At 73.8% G+C, this 15,602-nt stretch carries 16 protein-coding genes; 3 read left to right on the top strand and 13 right to left on the bottom strand.

Translation table 11 applies throughout. The features are described 5' to 3' along the window. Positions 1–35 precede the first annotated feature (35 nt). The 4 genes from ACH4MY_RS12280 to ACH4MY_RS12295 all read right to left on the bottom strand — a co-directional run bounded on the left by ACH4MY_RS12280 (position 36) and on the right by ACH4MY_RS12295 (position 4,064). Positions 36–1,142, bottom strand: coding sequence for an acyl-CoA dehydrogenase family protein (locus ACH4MY_RS12280; protein ID WP_398001274.1), 1,107 nt, complete (start codon positions 1,140–1,142; stop codon positions 36–38). Next, on the bottom strand, positions 1,139–2,320 hold the full coding sequence (locus tag ACH4MY_RS12285; protein ID WP_398001277.1) for an acyl-CoA dehydrogenase family protein: 1,182 nt from the start codon (positions 2,318–2,320) through the stop codon (positions 1,139–1,141). The genes ACH4MY_RS12280 and ACH4MY_RS12285 overlap by 4 nt, the downstream gene beginning before the upstream one ends. Then, the gene (locus ACH4MY_RS12290; protein WP_398001280.1) at positions 2,317–3,285 is read right to left on the bottom strand and encodes an NADPH:quinone oxidoreductase family protein; all 969 of its coding nucleotides are present in this window, start codon (positions 3,283–3,285) and stop codon (positions 2,317–2,319) included. Before ACH4MY_RS12290 ends, ACH4MY_RS12285 begins: the two co-directional genes overlap by 4 nt. Positions 3,286–3,473: 188 nt before the next feature. Continuing rightward, a complete protein-coding gene (locus ACH4MY_RS12295) occupies positions 3,474–4,064 on the bottom strand; it encodes a helix-turn-helix domain-containing protein (protein ID WP_398001283.1) in 591 nt (196 codons plus the stop codon). A gap of 66 nt (positions 4,065–4,130) precedes the next feature. Here ACH4MY_RS12295 and ACH4MY_RS12300 point away from each other — a divergent pair, with 66 nt between their 5' ends. The 3 genes from ACH4MY_RS12300 to ACH4MY_RS12310 all read left to right on the top strand — a co-directional run bounded on the left by ACH4MY_RS12300 (position 4,131) and on the right by ACH4MY_RS12310 (position 6,526). Then, entirely contained in the window at positions 4,131–5,087 is a 957-nt protein-coding gene (locus ACH4MY_RS12300) for an NAD(P)/FAD-dependent oxidoreductase (protein ID WP_398001285.1), read from the top strand. A gap of 98 nt (positions 5,088–5,185) precedes the next feature. After that, positions 5,186–5,965 carry a VOC family protein gene (locus ACH4MY_RS12305; protein WP_398001288.1) on the top strand — a complete coding sequence of 260 codons (780 nt, stop codon included), beginning with the start codon at positions 5,186–5,188 and terminating at the stop codon, positions 5,963–5,965. 60 nt (positions 5,966–6,025) lie between these two features. After that, positions 6,026–6,526 (top strand): GNAT family N-acetyltransferase, encoded by a 501-nt coding sequence (locus ACH4MY_RS12310; RefSeq protein WP_398001291.1) that lies wholly within the window; start codon positions 6,026–6,028, stop codon positions 6,524–6,526. A 46-nt stretch (positions 6,527–6,572) separates the two neighbouring features. Here ACH4MY_RS12310 and ACH4MY_RS12315 read toward each other — a convergent pair whose 3' ends face one another. From ACH4MY_RS12315 to ACH4MY_RS12355, 9 genes are all read right to left on the bottom strand, one after another. Continuing rightward, a complete protein-coding gene (locus tag ACH4MY_RS12315; RefSeq protein WP_398001293.1) occupies positions 6,573–7,325 on the bottom strand; it encodes a PIG-L deacetylase family protein in 753 nt (250 codons plus the stop codon). Continuing rightward, entirely contained in the window at positions 7,322–8,254 is a 933-nt protein-coding gene (locus ACH4MY_RS12320; protein ID WP_398001296.1) for an SIS domain-containing protein, read from the bottom strand. Before ACH4MY_RS12320 ends, ACH4MY_RS12315 begins: the two co-directional genes overlap by 4 nt. 91 nt (positions 8,255–8,345) lie before the next feature. Continuing rightward, positions 8,346–9,515 (bottom strand): GntR family transcriptional regulator, encoded by a 1,170-nt coding sequence (locus tag ACH4MY_RS12325; protein ID WP_398001299.1) that lies wholly within the window; start codon positions 9,513–9,515, stop codon positions 8,346–8,348. Positions 9,516–9,582: 67 nt separating this feature from the next. Beyond that, positions 9,583–10,890, bottom strand: coding sequence for an alpha/beta fold hydrolase (locus ACH4MY_RS12330; RefSeq protein ID WP_398001302.1), 1,308 nt, complete (start codon positions 10,888–10,890; stop codon positions 9,583–9,585). Between the two features lie 128 nt (positions 10,891–11,018). Further along, positions 11,019–12,482, bottom strand: coding sequence for a cellulase family glycosylhydrolase (locus ACH4MY_RS12335; protein ID WP_398001304.1), 1,464 nt, complete (start codon positions 12,480–12,482; stop codon positions 11,019–11,021). 196 nt (positions 12,483–12,678) lie between these two features. Then, entirely contained in the window at positions 12,679–13,599 is a 921-nt protein-coding gene (locus tag ACH4MY_RS12340; protein WP_398001678.1) for an ABC transporter substrate-binding protein, read from the bottom strand. 119 nt (positions 13,600–13,718) lie between these two features. Beyond that, on the bottom strand, positions 13,719–14,393 hold the full coding sequence (locus ACH4MY_RS12345) for an ABC transporter permease (protein WP_398001307.1): 675 nt from the start codon (positions 14,391–14,393) through the stop codon (positions 13,719–13,721). Next, a complete protein-coding gene (locus tag ACH4MY_RS12350; protein WP_398001310.1) occupies positions 14,390–15,070 on the bottom strand; it encodes an ABC transporter permease in 681 nt (226 codons plus the stop codon). Before ACH4MY_RS12350 ends, ACH4MY_RS12345 begins: the two co-directional genes overlap by 4 nt. Positions 15,071–15,204: 134 nt before the next feature. Further along, a complete protein-coding gene (locus ACH4MY_RS12355; protein WP_398001313.1) occupies positions 15,205–15,591 on the bottom strand; it encodes a VOC family protein in 387 nt (128 codons plus the stop codon). Positions 15,592–15,602 lie beyond the last annotated feature (11 nt).

The following is a 15,602-nucleotide window of genomic DNA, read 5'->3' on the forward strand; positions in this document are numbered from 1 at the left end:
GACTCCGGGCCGATGACGCCCGAGGCGTCCGCCGGCTAAGCGGGAGGCTCCAGACCCACCAGGGCGGCGATCGCGTCCTGATGCCGGCCCGTCGAACCGAGCGCGATCTGGTCGGACTTGGCCCGCTTGAGCGCCAGATGCGCCGGGTGCTCCCAGGTCATACCGATCCCGCCGTGCAGCTGCACGCACTCCTCGGCGGCCCGGACGGCGACCTTGGAGCAGTACGCCTGCGCGACGGCCACGATCAGCGGGGCGTCCGCGCTGCCGGTGGCGAGAGCGTCGGCGGCGGCGCGGGCCGCCGCACGGGCCCCGACGAGGTCCAGCCAGAGCTGGGCCATGCGGTGCTTCAGCGCCTGGAAGGAGCCGACCGGCCGGTTGAACTGGTGGCGCTCGCGGGTGTACCTGACGGTCTCCTCCAGACACCACTCGGCGAGGCCGAGCTGCTCCGAGGCGAGGAGTCCGGCACCCGCGAGCAGTCCGCGCCGGACCGCCGCCCGGGCCTCGTCGGGGCCCGCGAGCCGGGTTCCGCTCGCCGCTCCGACGGTGACCGTGGCCAGGGGGCGCGTGAGGTCGAGCGGGGTCCGCGGCTCGGCGGACGCCTCTTCCGCCGGTACGGCGTACAGGCCGTCCGCCCGGAGGACGAGGAACACATCGGCGGCCGGGGCGTCGGCGACCGCGGCGACCGGCCCGGCGAGCGGGAGCTCCGCGTCGGGCGCCGTCGACAGCGGTACGGCGAGGACCGCGACCGTACGGCCGCCGGCCAGCTCCGCGAGCAGCCCGGCAGCCGCGTCGCTCTCCCCCACCAGGGCGAGCAGGGTCTCGGTGGCCACCACCGCGCTCGTGAGGTACGGCAGCGGGGTCACCGCACGGCCCAGCTCCTCCATGACGACGGCGGCCTCGCGGTGGCTCGCGCCCTGGCCGCCGAGCTTCTCGGGGACGAGGAGTCCGGCGGCGCCGATGTCGGCGGCGAGGGACTTCCACAGACCGGGGACATAGGGACTGTCCGTCTCGATCCGGCCGAGGAGGGTCCGGTGGCCGGCCCGGTCGGCGAGCAGGGCGCGGACGGCGGCCCGCAGGTCGTCCTCGGTCTCGGAGTAGAGGAGGTCCAGCGGCTGTTCCGCCGGCGCTGTCGTCTCGGTCATCGGGCGAGGTCCTTCCAGGCGACGTCCTTGTCGTTGCGGGGCTCGGGCGGCAGGCCCAGGACCCGCTCGGCGACGATGTTGAGCAGCACCTCGCTGGTGCCGCCCTCGATCGAGTTGCCCTTGGACCGCAGATAGCGGTAGCCGGCGTCGCGGCCGGTGAAGTCGACGAGTTCGGGGCGGCGCATCTCCCACTCCCCGTACAGCAGGCCCTCGTCGCCGAGGAGTTCCACCTCGAGACCGCTGATGGCCTGGTTCAGACCGGCGAAGGCGAGCTTCATCGCACTGCCCTCGGGGCCGGGCCTGCCCGCGACGAGCTGCTGGCGGAGCCGCTCCCCGGAGAGCCTTGCCACCTCGGCGTCGACCCACAGGTCGAGGAGGCGCCGGTGGAGGTCGTGGGTGCGCAGCTCGGGGCGTTCGCGCCAGGTCGTGGCGGCCTTCCCGATCATGCCGCCCTCGCGCGGGATGCGGGCGCCGCCGATGGAGACCCGCTCGTTCATGAGGGTGGTCTGGGCGACCCGCCAGCCGTCGCCGACCTCGCCGAGGCGGTGGGCGTCGGGGATGCGGACGCCGGTGAGGAAGACCTCGTTGAACTCGGCCTCGCCGGTGATCTGGCGCAGCGGCCGGACCTCCACGCCGGGGTCGGTCATGTCGCAGACGAAGTAGGTGATGCCCCGGTGCTTGGGCGCGTCCGGGTCGGTGCGGGCGATGAGGATGGCCCAGCGGGCCGTGTGCGCGCTGGAGGTCCACACCTTCTGCCCGTCCACCACCCAGTCCTCGCCGTCGCGGACCGCCCGGGTGGCGAGCGCGGCGAGGTCGGATCCCGCGCCGGGCTCGCTGAACAGCTGGCACCAGACCTCCTCGCCGACCCAGAGCGGGCGGAGGAAGCGCTCCTTGACCTCGTCGGAGCCGTGGGCGAGGACGGTGGGGGCGGCCATGCCGAGGCCGATGCCGATCTTGCGCGGGTCGTTGTCGGGGGCGCCGGCGGCGGCGAGTTCGGCGTCGACGACGGTCTGGAGCGCGCGGGGCGCGTCGAGTCCGCCGAGGCCGACCGGGTAGTGCACCCAGGCGAGGCCGGCGTCGAAGCGGGCGCGCAGGAAGTCGGTGCGGCCGGTGGTGGCGGGCGGGTGCTCCGCCAGCAGCTTCCTGGTGCGTACGAGGAGTTCCTCGGCGTCGGTCATGCGTGGGCTCCTTCCGGGAGGACGACCAGGCGGCCGGTGGTGGTGCCGTCGGCGACGCGCTGGACGGCGTCCGCCGCGCCCGCGAAGGGGACGCGTTCGCCGATGAGGGGCTTGATGAGGCCCTTGGCCGCGTAGGCGGTCAGGGTCTCGTGGCAGCGGCCGATCGAGGCCGGGTCCTTCGCCGCGTACAGGCCCCAGTGGAGGCCCAGGATCGAGTAGTTCTTCACCAGGGCGTGGTTGAGGGCGGGAGTCGGGACGGTGCCGCTCGCGAAGCCGACGATCACGATCCGGCCCTCGAAGGCGACGCACTTCGCGGACTGCTGGTACGCCTCCCCGCCGACGGGGTCGTAGACGACGTCGGCGCCGCGGCCGCCGGTCGCGGCCTTGACCGCGGCGACGACGTCCTCGGAGCGCCGGTCGACGACCACGTCGCAGCCGAGCGCGCGGGCGACGGCGGCCTTCTCCGGTCCGCCGACGACCCCGATGACGGTGGCGCCGGCCGCCTTGCCGAGCTGGACGGCCGCGCTGCCGACTCCGCCGGCCGCCGCGTGGACCAGGAGGGTCTCGCCCTCCTGGAGGGCGGCGCGGCGGTGCAGGCCGAACCAGCCGGTCTGGTAGCCGATGTGGAGGGCGGCGGCCTCGGCGTCGTCGAGCGACTCGGGGGCCGGGAGCAGACCGGCGGCGTCGGCGAGCACGTAGTCGGCGAAGCCGCCGTGCGGGAGGGCCGCGGTGGTGATCACCCTGCGGCCGTCCTCGGTCTCGGCGCAGACCTCCACGCCGGGGGTGAAGGGCAGCGGGGGGCGGACCTGGTAGTGGCCGCGGCAGAGCAGCGCGTCGGGGAAGTTGACGTTCGCGGCGCGGACCTTGAGGAGGACCTGGCCGTCGCCGGGTGTGGGTGGTGCCACCTCCTCGCGGCGCATCACCGCGCCCGGTTCCCCGTTCTCGTACACACGCCATGCCTGCATCCGGAAGCCTCCTCCGTACCGAGCGGTCGGTGGCATACTAAGCGGTCGCTTGCACCCGGGGGAACGTCTGGGCGTGACTTCTTCGGGCAGCGCCACGGAGTGGCGGGGATTCTCCGGCGGGCCGACGGAGCAGCGGGGCGGCTCCAGCGGGCCGGCACGCCGGCGGGGCTTCTCGGCGGGCCGGCCGGTCAGTCGGACTTCTTCGGGCGGGCCCGTACGTGCATCCGCTCCCCCTGCGGGCCGAAGAGGCTCAGGAACTCCACCGGCGCCTCGCCCGCCGGTCCGAACCAGTGCGGAACGCGTGTGTCGAACTCGGCCGCCTCGCCGGCACCCAGGACGACATCGTGCTCACCGAGGACGAGCCGGAGCCTGCCGGAGAGCACGTACAGCCACTCGTACCCCTCGTGGACACGCGGCTCCGGATCCTCCCCCTGCGTCTTCTCCTGGATCACCTTGTACGCCTGGAGGCCGCCCGGCTGCCGGGTCAGCGGGAACATCGTGCGGCCGTGGCGCACGATCGGCCTGGCCCGGACCCGGGGGTCGCCCGTCGCGGGGGCGCCGACCAGCTCGTCGAGCGGGACCTGATGGGCGCGGGCGAGCGGCAGGAGCAGTTCGAGGCTGGGCTTGCGCTGCCCGGACTCCAGCCGGGAGAGGGTGCTCACGGAGATACCGGTGTCGGCGGAGAGCTCGGCCAGGGTCACCCCGCGGTCGCGGCGCATCCGGCGGAGCCGGGGGCCGACCTCGTTCAGTACGGCGTCGGTGCGGTCGTCGTCGGTCATACGTCCAGTGTTGCAGAAACGGCAAGATTGCTTGCCGGACCCGTCGGACGGAGGCACCCTCGCCCCATGAACGCACATCTGGAGAACACGTACGAGGCCGTGGTGGTCGGCGGAGGCGCCGCCGGGCTCAGCGCCGCCCTGGTCCTGGGGCGGTCGCTGCGCCGGACCCTGGTCGTCGACGCGGGCGAGCCGCGCAACGCCCCCGCCGCCCACATGCAGGGTGTCCTCTCCCGGGACGGCATGAGCCCGGCGGACTTCCTGGCCGCGGGCCGGACCGAGATCGCCGGGTACGGGGTCGGGCTGCGGGCCGGTGAGGTGACGGGCGCGGTGCCGGACGGCCGGGGCGGATTCACCCTCACCCTGGCGGACGGGGACACCGTCGGCGCACGCCGGCTCGTCGTCACCACCGGGCTCGTCGACGAGCTCCCCGCGATCGACGGGCTCGCCGAGCGGTGGGGACGGGACGTGCTGCACTGCCCGTACTGCCACGGCTGGGAGGTCCGTGACCAGCCCTTCGGCGTCATCGCCCACCCGGCGATGCCCGCGCACCAGGCGTTGATGGTCGCGCACTGGTCGAAGGACGTGACCCTGTTCCTGCACACCGCCGGCGAGCCGTCGGAGCACGACGCGGCCCTCCTCGACGCGGCGGGCGTCCGCGTCGAGCGGGGCGAGGTGACGGGTCTCGCGGTGGAGGACGACCGGCTGACCGGCGTGCGGCTCGCCGACGGGCGGACCGTGGCCCGTTCGGTGGTCTTCGCCGGGGCCTCGCGCCTCGCGGCCCGGGACGCCGTACTGCGGCAGCTCGGCGCGGAGCTGCGCGCGACCCCGTTCGGGGAGTTCGTGGTGGTGGACGAGACGGGGCGGACGAGCGTGCCCGGCGTGTGGGCGGCCGGGAACGTGACGGGGCCGCAGGAACAGGTGGTCAACGCCGTGAGCCGGGGCTATCGGGCCGGTGTCGCGCTCAACGCCGAGCTGCTGTTCGCCGACCTCGAGGAGAAGGTCGCCCGTCGGCCGGTCGGATGAACCGCGGCGGCTGGGGCTGCGTCGCGCGTACCGAGGGGTGAGGATCGGTCACGGTGGCCGGAATCGGCACGCGACGACGGAAGGACGGGACACCTCCCATGCTCGGTACGCAGTTCACCAAGGGCTCCCCCTGCTGGATCGACCTCGGCAGCCCGGACACGGAGGCGGCGGCGGCGTTCTACGGCGCCGTCTTCGGCTGGGAGTTCCACTCGGCGGGACCCGACACCGGCGGCTACGGCTTCTTCCAGCAGGACGGCCTCACGGTCGCCGCGCTCGGGCCGCTCACCGAGGAGGGCGCGCAGAGCGCCTGGACCGTGTACTTCCAGACCCCGGACGCGGACGCCACGCAGAAGGCCGCCGAAGCCGCGGGCGGCACCGTGCGCGTCGCGGCCGTCGACGTCATGGACGCGGGCCGCATGGCCGCCCTCACCGACCCGGGCGACGCCCGGTTCGCCGTCTGGCAGCCCGGCGCCAACAAGGGCCTCGAGCGGACCTCGTCGACGAACACCCTCGTCTGGGCGGAGCTCCACGTCACCGACCCCGAGACCGTCCTCGGCTTCTACCGCACGCTGTTCGGCTGGCGATCGGCGGAGATGGCGGCGCCCGGCATGATGTACCAGGTACTCTCCACCGCCGAGGGGGACCAGGAGGACGCCTCCTTCGGCGGCGCCGCCGAACTCCAGGACAGGAGCGAGACGGCCCGCTGGATCCCGTACTTCGCGGTCGAGGACGCGGACGCGATCGCCGTCTCGACGCAGGGGAACGGCGGCACGGTCCTGATGCCCGCGGCCGACATCCCCGACGTCGGCCGCATCGCCTGGCTCGCCGACCCCTTCGGCGCGACCTTCGCGGTCCTGAAGCCGGCGCCGATGGGCTGACCCGCCCCGCGGGTGAAAGTGGTTTGCCGGGGCGGTGGCCGGTGGGTAGCGTCGCCGCTCATGATCCCGACGCTGCGTACCGAACGGCTCCTGTTCGAGCCCTACGTCCCCGCGGACGAGGACGCCTTCACGGCGCTCTTCCAGGATCCGCGGGTGGCGCGGTGGATGGGCGACGGCCCGGTTCCCGAGGAGGACGACCGGGCGCTGTTCGGCCGGATCTTCAGCAAGGTCTACGCCCAGGACCTGTTCGCCGTCTGGGCCGTCCGCCGGGACGGCCTGCTGGTCGGGCACGCCGAGATCAAGCCGACGGAGCAGGTGGGAGGCCACGAGATCGTGTACGCGATCGCCCCGGCGGCCTGGGGTGCCGGCCTGGGCACCGAGGTCGCCGAGGCCCTCGTGGCCTACGGCTTCGACACCCTCGGACTCCCCGCGGTGCACGCCACCGTGGCCGAACCGAACACCGCGTCGCTGGTCCTGCTGGGCAGGATCGGCTTCACGCACGTCCGGGACCTCACCGAGGAGGACGGCAGCACCACCCGGGTGCTGACCCGCCGCCGCTGACGGCCCCGCGCCGTGCCCGGCCGGTGGCGGCCGGGCCCGGCCGCCCTCAGCGGGCGAAGAGCTCGAAGGCCACCGCGGGGCGGTCGCCGAAGCGCGCGGCGGAGCGGCCCGTCGCCGAGGTGAGGAAGGAACGGACGTACCCCTCCGGGTCCTCGTCCGTCAGGGCCTCGATGTAGGCGCGGTGACAGAGGAGCGAGCGGATCGCGCGCTCCAGGCCCGGGCCCGCGTCGACCGCGTGCGTCGGGGTGCTGGACGCGGCGACCGCCACCCAGCGCACCCCGTTCCACGGCTCCAGGCCCTCGTCGGCGAGATCGGAGAAGATCCAGCGGTTTCCCGCGTCGGCCGCCGCGTCCAGGGTGGCCCGGCCGACGGCGAGATGGTCGGGGGTGTTCCAGGGCGCGCCCGGACCCCCGCCCCAGGTGTCGCGGTGGTTGAGGGTGATGACGAGCTCCGGTCGGTGCCGGCGGATCGCGGCCGCGATGTCGCGGCGCAGCCCGAGACCGTACTCGATCACCCCGTCGCGGTGGTCGAGGAACTCGACCGTGTCCACCCCGACGACGGCGGCGCTGTCCCGCTGCTCCCGCTCGCGCAGCGGACCGCAGACGTCCGGGGCGAGGCCGTCGATGCCCGCCTCACCGCGGGTGGCGAGGACGTAGACGACCTCCTTCCCCGCATCCGTCCAGCCGGCGACGGCCGCCGCGCAGCCGTACTCCAGGTCGTCCGGGTGGGCGACGACGGCGAGAGCGCGCTGCCAGTCGCCGGGCATCTCCGCGAGGTCCGCGACATCGGTTCCGTTCATGATCGCAGGATACGGGCCGCCTCCGCGGCGGTCGGGCGGAACCCGCCGGAGAGGATGACCGAACGGGACACGTTCCGGGGCCGGTCGGGGTTGAGTCCGCGCCGGTCCGCGAGGGCGACCGCGAGCCGCTGGGCACGTACGAGCGCGGCGACCGGGTCGATCGCGTCGGCGGCGAACAGCGCGCCCGTGGACTCCACTTCGTCCCGCAGGCCGGACGGCGCGGGGCCCAGGCACCAGACCAGGCTGGACCGGTCGCTGATGCTGATCGGGCCGTGCCGGTACTCCATCGCCGCGTACGACTCCGTCCAGGCGCGGGCCACCTCGCGCAGCTTGAGGGCCGCCTCGTCGGCCAGTCCGACGGTCCAGCCGGTGCCGAGGAAGGTGAACTGGCCGCGCCGCTCCCAGGCCGCGGGCAGCCGCTCGTACAGCACGAGTTCGGCGTCGGCGATCGCGGGCCCGAGGTCCACCCCGAGTCCCGCGCGCAGGAGTTGGAGGGCCGTGGTCGCGAACCGGGTCTGGACGACGGAGCGTTCGTCGGCGAAGCCGAGACCGACGACCCGGTCGGCGAGCTGCCCGGCGGGGCTGTCGGGCGCGCCGGTGAGGACGAGCGTCGGGATCCTCCCCGCCGCGCCGGCGAGCAGCTGTACCACCTCCGTGGTGGTGCCGGAGCGGGTGAGGGCCACGATGCGGTCGTAACCCCGGCCGAGCGGCGTGGAGTCGGAGGCGGGGAAGGCGTCGGTCTCGCCCGCGCCGAGGGACTCGCGCAGGGCGGCGTAGGCGCGGGCGACGAAGTACGAGGTGCCGCAGCCGACCACCGCCACGCGCTCGCCGCGGGCCGGCAGCCGGTCGGCGTCGCGGTAGGCGATCTCGGCGGCCCGCCGCCAGCAGTCCGGCTGGGCGGCTATCTCCGTGCCGACGTGGGTGCTCATGTCCGGGTCCTCTCCTCGCGGGATCCCCGCGCGGGGGTCCGGACCGAGTTCTACCGGCACGCGCCATGAGCACTCCATGAGCAATGGGACCTCACCCCTTGGACTTTTGAACGCCGCCCGAGCCCCCTCCGTCGCCGCCCGTGGAGCGATCGCCACCCCGTCCGCCGCCGCACGAGGCGCGGACGACGAGCCTGGGCCGCAGCTGCACCTGGTGCAGCGGGGCGGCCTCGCCCTCGGCCAGGCGCCGGAGCAGGATCTGCGCGGCGAGCCGGCCGAGTTGGTACTTGGGCGGCGAGACGGCGGTCAGCGGGGTCTCCGCGACATCGGCGAACTCGTTGTCGTAGCTGATCAGGGCGAGGTCGTCCGGGACCCGCACCCCCGCGCGGCGCGCCGCCCCGAGCATCAGCGCGGCCTCCCGGTCGCCGAAACAGAGCGCGGCGGTGACCCCGGCGGCGCGCAGCGCGGCGAGGGCCAGGTCGGCGCGGTCCGGGTCCCAGCGGGCCATCACGTCCCGCTCGTACGGCGGTGCCTCGGACAGTCCGAAGTCGCCGAGGGCGCGGGCGAAGCCGGACTCGATGGGCGCGGTGGTGGGCGCGTCGGTACGGGCGACGAGCCCGAGCCGCTCGTGGCCGAGGGCGCGCAGATGGCGGACCGCGTCGTAGGCGCCGCCCTCGTGGTCGGTGCAGACGTGCTCGGTGGGGTCGCCCGGGCCGTGGGCGGCGAGCCGCCGCTCGACGAGGACGGCGGGGACGGGCAGGGCGAGGAGCTCCTCGGCGCGCCGGCCGGGGTCGGTGGCGGTGTGGAGGCTGGGGACGAGGAGGAGCCCGTGGACCCCGGCGGAGAGGAGGCGCTCGACGGCGGCGTCCTCCTCGTCGGGGTCGTAGTGGGAGCAGGCGAGGACGAGGCGGGCGCCGGCCGCCGCGAGTTCCTTCTCGATGCCCTGGAGGACCCTCGGGTAGTAGAACGTGGTGTCGGGGACGAGGACGCCGACGATCCGCCGGCCGGTGTCGCCGCGTTCGGGCCGGTGGGCGGCGAACGTGCCCGCGCCCTGGCGGCGTTCGACGAGCCCGAGGGCGACGAGGTCCTCGTAGGCGCGGCGGACGGTCGTCACGGACAGGCCGGTCTCGGTGGCGAGGGCGCGTTCGGTGGGGAGCTTGCTGCCGGGCGGCCAGGTGCCGTCGAGGATGCCGCGCCGCAGCTCGGCCGTGAGGGCCCGGAACTTCAGCTCCCGGCCGGAGGCCGGTGTCTCGCGTCCCGTCATCCGGACCCCCTCGTGCGCGTGGCGCCCCGGCTGGTCCGACGGCGCGCCGCATCCTACGCGGAAGTGATCAGATCTCGTCCCGGGCGAGTGCGAGCAGCCGGTCGAGGACGCGCGGTCCCCCGGCCCGTACGCCGTCGTGCTCGAACTCGTCCGTCACCCAGGTCCGCAGACCGCGGATCGTGCGCGCGGTGTCGAGGGAGTGGGCGGTGTCCACGTACATGTCGTCGTGGTAGGCGGCGGCGGCGACCGGGACCTTGTTGGCGGCGAGCCGTTCGGGGTCGTAGAGCGGGGTCCAGTCGGTGCGGGCCGCCAGCAGCTCCGCGGTCTCGCGGAGCGGGCGGAGGGCGGGATCGATGGTGAAGTGCCAGGGGTGGACGGTCTCCCCGGTGAAGAGCAGCGGTCCGCCCTCGGCGAGCGCGGTGCGGGCGTCGAACTCGGGGTGGTCGGCGCGGACGCGTTCGGCGGCCCAGTCGGTGGGGCCCTGCCCCTGGGCGTAAATGGCCTCGTGGAGCACGGCGTACAGCGGGTGTCCGGCGTACGAGAGGTGGGCCTGGACCTGCTCCAGGAAGGCGTCGGAGAGTTCGGGTCCGCCCGGGGTGGGGACGAAGGCGCCCTCCAGAAGCAGATGGAGCTGGTGGGTGCCGTCGCCGGAGCCGAGGAGGATGCCGAGGGACTGGAAGGCCTCGGGGGTGAGCCGACCGCCGCCGGGGAGGGTGACCTCGTGGGCGAGGAGGTGGGCGGCGATGGCGCGGGCCCGTTCGGCGTCCTGCGGGTAGCGGGCGAAGTGGGCCTCGTTCTTGCGCCGGATCCGGGGATAGGCGGCGCGGTAGACCTCGTCGGCGGTGGCGTGGAGGGAGGGCAGTCCGCCGGTGATCAGGACCCGCTCCAGGCCTTGGGGGGCGGTGGAGAGGTAGTGGGTGGCGCAGAAGCCGCCGAAGCTCTGGCCGAGGACGGTCCAGGGGGCGCCGCCGGTGAGCCGGCGGCGGATCGTCTCGCAGTCCCCGACGATGGAGTCGGCGCGGAAGTGGGCGAGGTAGTCGGCCTGCTCGGCCGGGGTGCCGCGGAGCGGCAGGGTCTGGCGGTTGGCGGGGGTGGAGCGGCCGGTGCCCCGCTGGTCGAGGAGGAGGACGCGGAACTCCTTGACGGCCCGGCCGAGCCAGGCCTGCGGGCCGATGAAGCGGCGGGCGCCGAAGCCGGGTCCGCCCTCCAGGTAGACCAGCCAGGGGAGCCGGTCCCGGTCGGCTCCGGCGTGGCCGCTCGCGACGACCTCGCGGCCGAAGACCTCGATCCGCTCGCCGTCGGGGCGGGCGTGGTCGAGGGGGACGGGGAAGCGGTGGTCGGTGAGGACGAGTCCCGGCTGCCGGTAGGTGGTCACGCTGTCGCTGCTCCTGTTCGGTACGCCCCCGCGAGGACAGTGGATCACACGGCGGGGGCGTACCGGGGGCGGGGAGCGTCAGGGGCCGGGAGTTTCAGTGGGCCCGGAGCCTCGGGGGGCCCGGGGCGTCAGGAGGTCGGGAAGTCGTCCGCGGTCCTGATGCGGTCCCGGATCCAGACACCGGCGGGCTTCAGCGAGCCGGTGCCGGTCCAGGTTCCGCCGGCGGTGCAGGTGCCGGTCTTGAAGACGGCGCCGCTGCGCTCGTCGTCGGAGAAGTTCCAGTTGACCCAGCTGATCTTCTTGGCGGCCATGAGGTCGAGGAAGCGCTGCGACATCGGGAAGTCGTTGCCGCCCTCACCGGCGTAGTTCTGGGTGCCGAACTCGGTGACGAAGACGGGCAGCTTGTCGGCGGCGCGGGACAGGGTGTTCAGGTACTCGTCCCGGTGCGAGTACGCGTAGAAGTGGAAGGTGTACATGATGTTGGTGGCGTTCACCGGGCTGGACACGACCTCGGACTCGTTGGCGCCCTCGGAGACGCCGAACGAGGACCAGGCGCGCGTGCCGACGAGGATCGGGGTCTCGGCGTCCTTGGCGCGGATGACCGGGATGAGCTGCTCGGCGTAGCTCTTGATACGGGACCAGGCGACGCCGCTGGGCTCGTTGGCGATCTCGTAGAGCAGGTTCGTCTTGGCGCCGTGGCGCTGGGCGATCTCGGTGAAGAAGGTCTTGGCGCGGGCGAGGTTGTAGTGCGGGTCGCCCGGGTCGAGCATGTGCCAGTCGACGATGACGTACATGCCGCGCGCGGTGGCCTGCTCGATGAGGGAGTGGGCGAGGTCGGTGTACTTGCGCGGGTCGGTCTCGTAGCCCTCCTCCTGGACGTAGGTGGAGACGCGCAGGACGTCGGCGTTCCAGTCCTTGGCGAGGGCGTCGAGCGAGCCGCCGGTCAGGCACTGGCTGTACCACTGGGTGCCGTGGCTGGACATGCCGCGCAGCTGGATGGGCTTGCCGTACTGGTTGCAGAGCTTGGTGCCGCAGACCTTGAGCTGTCCGTTGATCGCGGCGGGGGTGCTGCCGGTGGTGGGCGGCGGGGTGGTGGTGCTGTCGACGGCGAGGTGGTCGACGTTGGGGCCGCCGTTGGCGGTGGTGGCGGTGGCGCGGACGGTGTTGGCGCCGGCCTTGAGGGTGGTGGTGACGGTGGTGGTCGCCCAGTTCGTCCAGGCTCCGGTGCCCGCGAAGGACTTGCCGGAGGCGGCGACGGCGCCGTTGACGGCGATGTTCATGGGGCGGTCGGTGGTGGTGCCGTTGGCGTAGCGCAGGGTCAGGGTGGCGGGGCCGGCCTGGGCTGCGTCGACGTTCCACTGGACGTATCCGCCGGTGGTGTTGTCGTAGTTGACGAATCCGTCGCCGGTGAATCCGGTGTGGTTGGACTCGACGAGGCCCTGGGAGACGGTGGCCGTCTCGGCCTCGTGGGTGACGGGTGCGGCGCTCGCGGTGGGCGGGGCCGTGGCGAGGCCGAGGAGCAGGGCTCCGAGGGCGGTTCCCGCGACGCCGAGGCGCCGGAGGCCGGGTCGTACGGATCGTGCCGAAGTCATGGGGGTCTCCACGGTACGACGAACGAGGTCTGAGGACAGTGCGGTGGGACGGGCGGAAAGCTTGGACTGGAAGGAAACTTTCCTAACGGATGAATAGCAGGGCCGAGAACCGCCTCGCAAGGGTCATGACAAGAGACGCTGTTCAGCGGGCTGACAGCCGGGCCCGGATTCCGGCGGTGCGACGAGCGGCGTGCCCTCAGCGCGGAATGAGCCCCTCGTCGACGAGATAGTTCCGCGCCACGTCCTCGGGAAGGCGTCGCCAGCTGTCCACCTGTTCGTTGAGCCGCGCCAGATCGGCCGTGGTCAGAACCGTGTTGAGCCGGGAGAGCGCCCGGGTGACGCCCTCGCTCCCGGCCCGGGCCCGGTTGACGACGGGGACGACGTGGTCGGCGTTCTGCAGGTGTTTGTCGTCGTCGAGCAGAACGAGCCCGAACTCGTCGAGCGTGGCATCGGTGGTCGTGGTGAGCACCAGCTGGTCCTGCCCGTTCTGCACGGCCTGCTTGGCCGGGGTGGTGCCGACGCCCTTCGGGTCGACGGCGGTCACGTCGATGCCGTAGACCTCCCTCAGACCGGGGGCGCAGTACGGCCGCCGGACGCATTCGTCACCCGCCGCCAGCCGGACGGGCAGACCGGTGGCACCCAGGTCGCTGAGGGTCTTCAGCCGGTGCTCGGCGGCGAAGGCGGCGGTCACGGCGAAGGCGTTCTGGTCGACGGCGTGGCCCGCGTCGAGGACGGTGAGCCCGCGCGGGCCCGCGAGCGCGCGGAGCGCGGTCATGGTCTCGGCCAGGTCGGGCGAGCCGACGGTCGGCGCGTCCGCCCCGTTGGCCTTGGCGTTCAGCCAGTCGGCGAAGGTCGCCGCGTACTCGGCCACGACGTCGATCTGGCCGCGCTCCAGGGCGGGTTCGTACAGCTCGCGGTTGGTGACGGAGAGGATCTTCGTCCCGTAACCGGCCTCCTGGAGCAGCAGGGCGTACATCTGGGCCAGGAGGTCGCTCTCGGTGAACCCGGCCGAGCCGACGGTCAGATGGCGGCTGTCGCCCGGCGGGGCGGTGACCGCCCCCTGGTCCTCCAGGGACGGTCCGGCGGAGCAGCCGCCCAGGCCGCCGCAGACGACCAGGACGAGCCCGAGGACGGCGGCGCGGACGGGGCCGGGGGCAGGGGCGGGGCCGGCGGCGGGGCCGACGGCGCGGACACGGCCGGGGACGGGGCCGGAGCCGGGGACGCCCGGCGGTCTCCTCACGCGCCGCTCCCCCGCCCCCCGGTGGGCGCGAGACGCTGGACGCCCTCGAAGACCCCCTCCACGAGGAGCGCGAGCACGGCGACGAGACAGGCCCCCGCGACGACCTGGGGGGTGGAGGCGAGGTTGAACCCGGCGGTGATGATCCGGCCGAGCCCGCCGCCGCCGGCGAGCGCCGCCACGGTGGCGGTGGCGACCAGCTGGACGGCGGCGATCCGTACCCCCGTGAGGATCAGCGGCGCCGCGAGGGGGATCTCGACCCGGGCGAGGGTCTGGCGGCCCGTCATGCCCATGCCCCGGGCGGCCCGTACGACATCGGGGTCGACGCCCCGCACCCCCACGTACGCGTTGGTCAGCAGCGGGGGCACGGCGAACAGGACCAGGGCGATGATCGTCGGCCAGTCGCCGTACGAACCGATCGGGCTGAGCAGAAGCAGTACGAGGACCGCGAAGGTGGGGACGGCCCGCCCGGCGTTGGAGAGGTTCACGGCGAGCGCGCCGCCCTTGCCGAGGTGCCCGAGGACCAGGCCGACGGGAAGGGCGATCGCACAGCTGATGACGAGGGAGACGACGGTGAGGAAGAGGTGCTCGCCCAGCCGGTGCCAGACACCGTTCTCGCCCGACCAGTGTGCGGCGGTGGTGAGCCAGGACCAGGCCTCGGCGAGGGTGTTCACGCGGCCCGCCCCCGGGTCCAGGGGGTGAGCACGCGTTGGGCGCCGAGGAGCAGCAGGTCGGCGGCGACGGCGATCAGCACGCAGAGCGCGGAGGCGGTGAGGACCTGCGCCTTGAAGTAGGTGTTCATCCCGGAGTAGATGAGGTTCCCCAGACCGCCGTGGCCGACGATCGCGCCGATCGTGACGAGGGAGACGGCGGAGACGGTGGCGATCCGCAGCCCCGTCATCGCGGCGGGCAGGGCGAGCGGCAGCTCGACGGCGAGGAGGAGCCGGACCGGGCCGTACCCGAGACCGCGCGCCGCCTGCCGGGTCTCCTCGGGGACGGCGCGGAGCCCGGCGAGGATGTTCCGGACGAGAAGGGTGAGGGAGTACAGGACGAGGCCCGCCACCACGAGCGCGGCGGAGAGCCCGTACACCGGCAGGAGCAGCGAGAACATCGCCAGGGCCGGAATCGTGTAGAGCAGGGTGGTGACCCCCAGGACCGGCCCCGCCGCCCAGCGCCAGCGGCGGGCGGCCACCGCGAGGGGCAGCGCGAGCACCAGACCGAGGGCGACGGAGAGGCAGGTCAGCTGGAGGTGCTGGACGACGGCGTCGGTGAGGATCTCGCTCCGGGTGGAGAGATAGGCGCCGCAGATCCACTCGTTGCGGGCGAGGCAGTCGTCGGGCGGCGCGATCACCCCCCCATTCGAGGCGGTACGGCGCTGCCGCGCACGTGGGCCGGTCCGTTCGGGGGCGGACGGGCCACGGCTGATCCGCTCGGGTCGGACGGGCTACGGCCGATCCGCTCGGGTCGGACGGGGGTGCCGGTGTCTCAGGACTCCTGGAGCACCGACAGGACGTTGCCCGCCGGGTCGGTGAACCAGGCGATGGCCGGTCCGCCCTCGACCCGCACGATGCCCTTGGCGTCTGCCTCGAAGCCGTCGTACCGCTCCAGGGTCACTCCGCGCCCCGTCAGCTCGTCCACGGCCCGGTCGATGTCGTCGACGGCGAAGTTGATGATCGTGAAGGAGGCGGGGGTGTGGTCGTCCTTGGGGTAGACGAAGACCCTCGCCCCGCCCGCCAGGGTCAGGAAGAGCATCCGCATCTCGCCCTGCCCCTCCTCGCCCACCTTCAGGCCGAGGGTGTCCCCGTAGAAGCGCCGGGCGGCTTCGAGGTCGTCGACCGAGAAGCCGCTGAATGCCGGGGTTTCGCCGAACATGACGTACTCCT

Origin of the sequence: Streptomyces sp. NPDC017246 (genome assembly GCF_044331325.1) — a bacterium.
In the GTDB taxonomy this organism is placed as follows: Bacteria; Actinomycetota; Actinomycetes; order Streptomycetales; family Streptomycetaceae; genus Streptomyces.

What these genes read in the sequence shown, in the direction of transcription:
- ACH4MY_RS12280 (WP_398001274.1), bottom strand. Translation starts at nt 1,142, where the DNA reads ATGACCGAGACGACAGCGCCGGCGGAACAGCCGCTGGACCTCCTCTAC.
- ACH4MY_RS12355 (WP_398001313.1), bottom strand. Translation starts at nt 15,591, where the DNA reads ATGTTCGGCGAAACCCCGGCATTCAGCGGCTTCTCGGTCGACGACCTC.
- ACH4MY_RS12295 (WP_398001283.1), bottom strand. Translation starts at nt 4,064, where the DNA reads ATGACCGACGACGACCGCACCGACGCCGTACTGAACGAGGTCGGCCCC.
- ACH4MY_RS12290 (WP_398001280.1), bottom strand. Translation starts at nt 3,285, where the DNA reads ATGCAGGCATGGCGTGTGTACGAGAACGGGGAACCGGGCGCGGTGATG.
- ACH4MY_RS12310 (WP_398001291.1), top strand. Translation starts at nt 6,026, where the DNA reads ATGATCCCGACGCTGCGTACCGAACGGCTCCTGTTCGAGCCCTACGTC.
- ACH4MY_RS12335 (WP_398001304.1), bottom strand. Translation starts at nt 12,482, where the DNA reads ATGACTTCGGCACGATCCGTACGACCCGGCCTCCGGCGCCTCGGCGTC.
- ACH4MY_RS12285 (WP_398001277.1), bottom strand. Translation starts at nt 2,320, where the DNA reads ATGACCGACGCCGAGGAACTCCTCGTACGCACCAGGAAGCTGCTGGCG.
- ACH4MY_RS12320 (WP_398001296.1), bottom strand. Translation starts at nt 8,254, where the DNA reads ATGAGCACCCACGTCGGCACGGAGATAGCCGCCCAGCCGGACTGCTGG.
- ACH4MY_RS12315 (WP_398001293.1), bottom strand. Translation starts at nt 7,325, where the DNA reads ATGAACGGAACCGATGTCGCGGACCTCGCGGAGATGCCCGGCGACTGG.
- ACH4MY_RS12300 (WP_398001285.1), top strand. Translation starts at nt 4,131, where the DNA reads ATGAACGCACATCTGGAGAACACGTACGAGGCCGTGGTGGTCGGCGGA.
- ACH4MY_RS12305 (WP_398001288.1), top strand. Translation starts at nt 5,186, where the DNA reads ATGCTCGGTACGCAGTTCACCAAGGGCTCCCCCTGCTGGATCGACCTC.
- ACH4MY_RS12325 (WP_398001299.1), bottom strand. Translation starts at nt 9,515, where the DNA reads ATGACGGGACGCGAGACACCGGCCTCCGGCCGGGAGCTGAAGTTCCGG.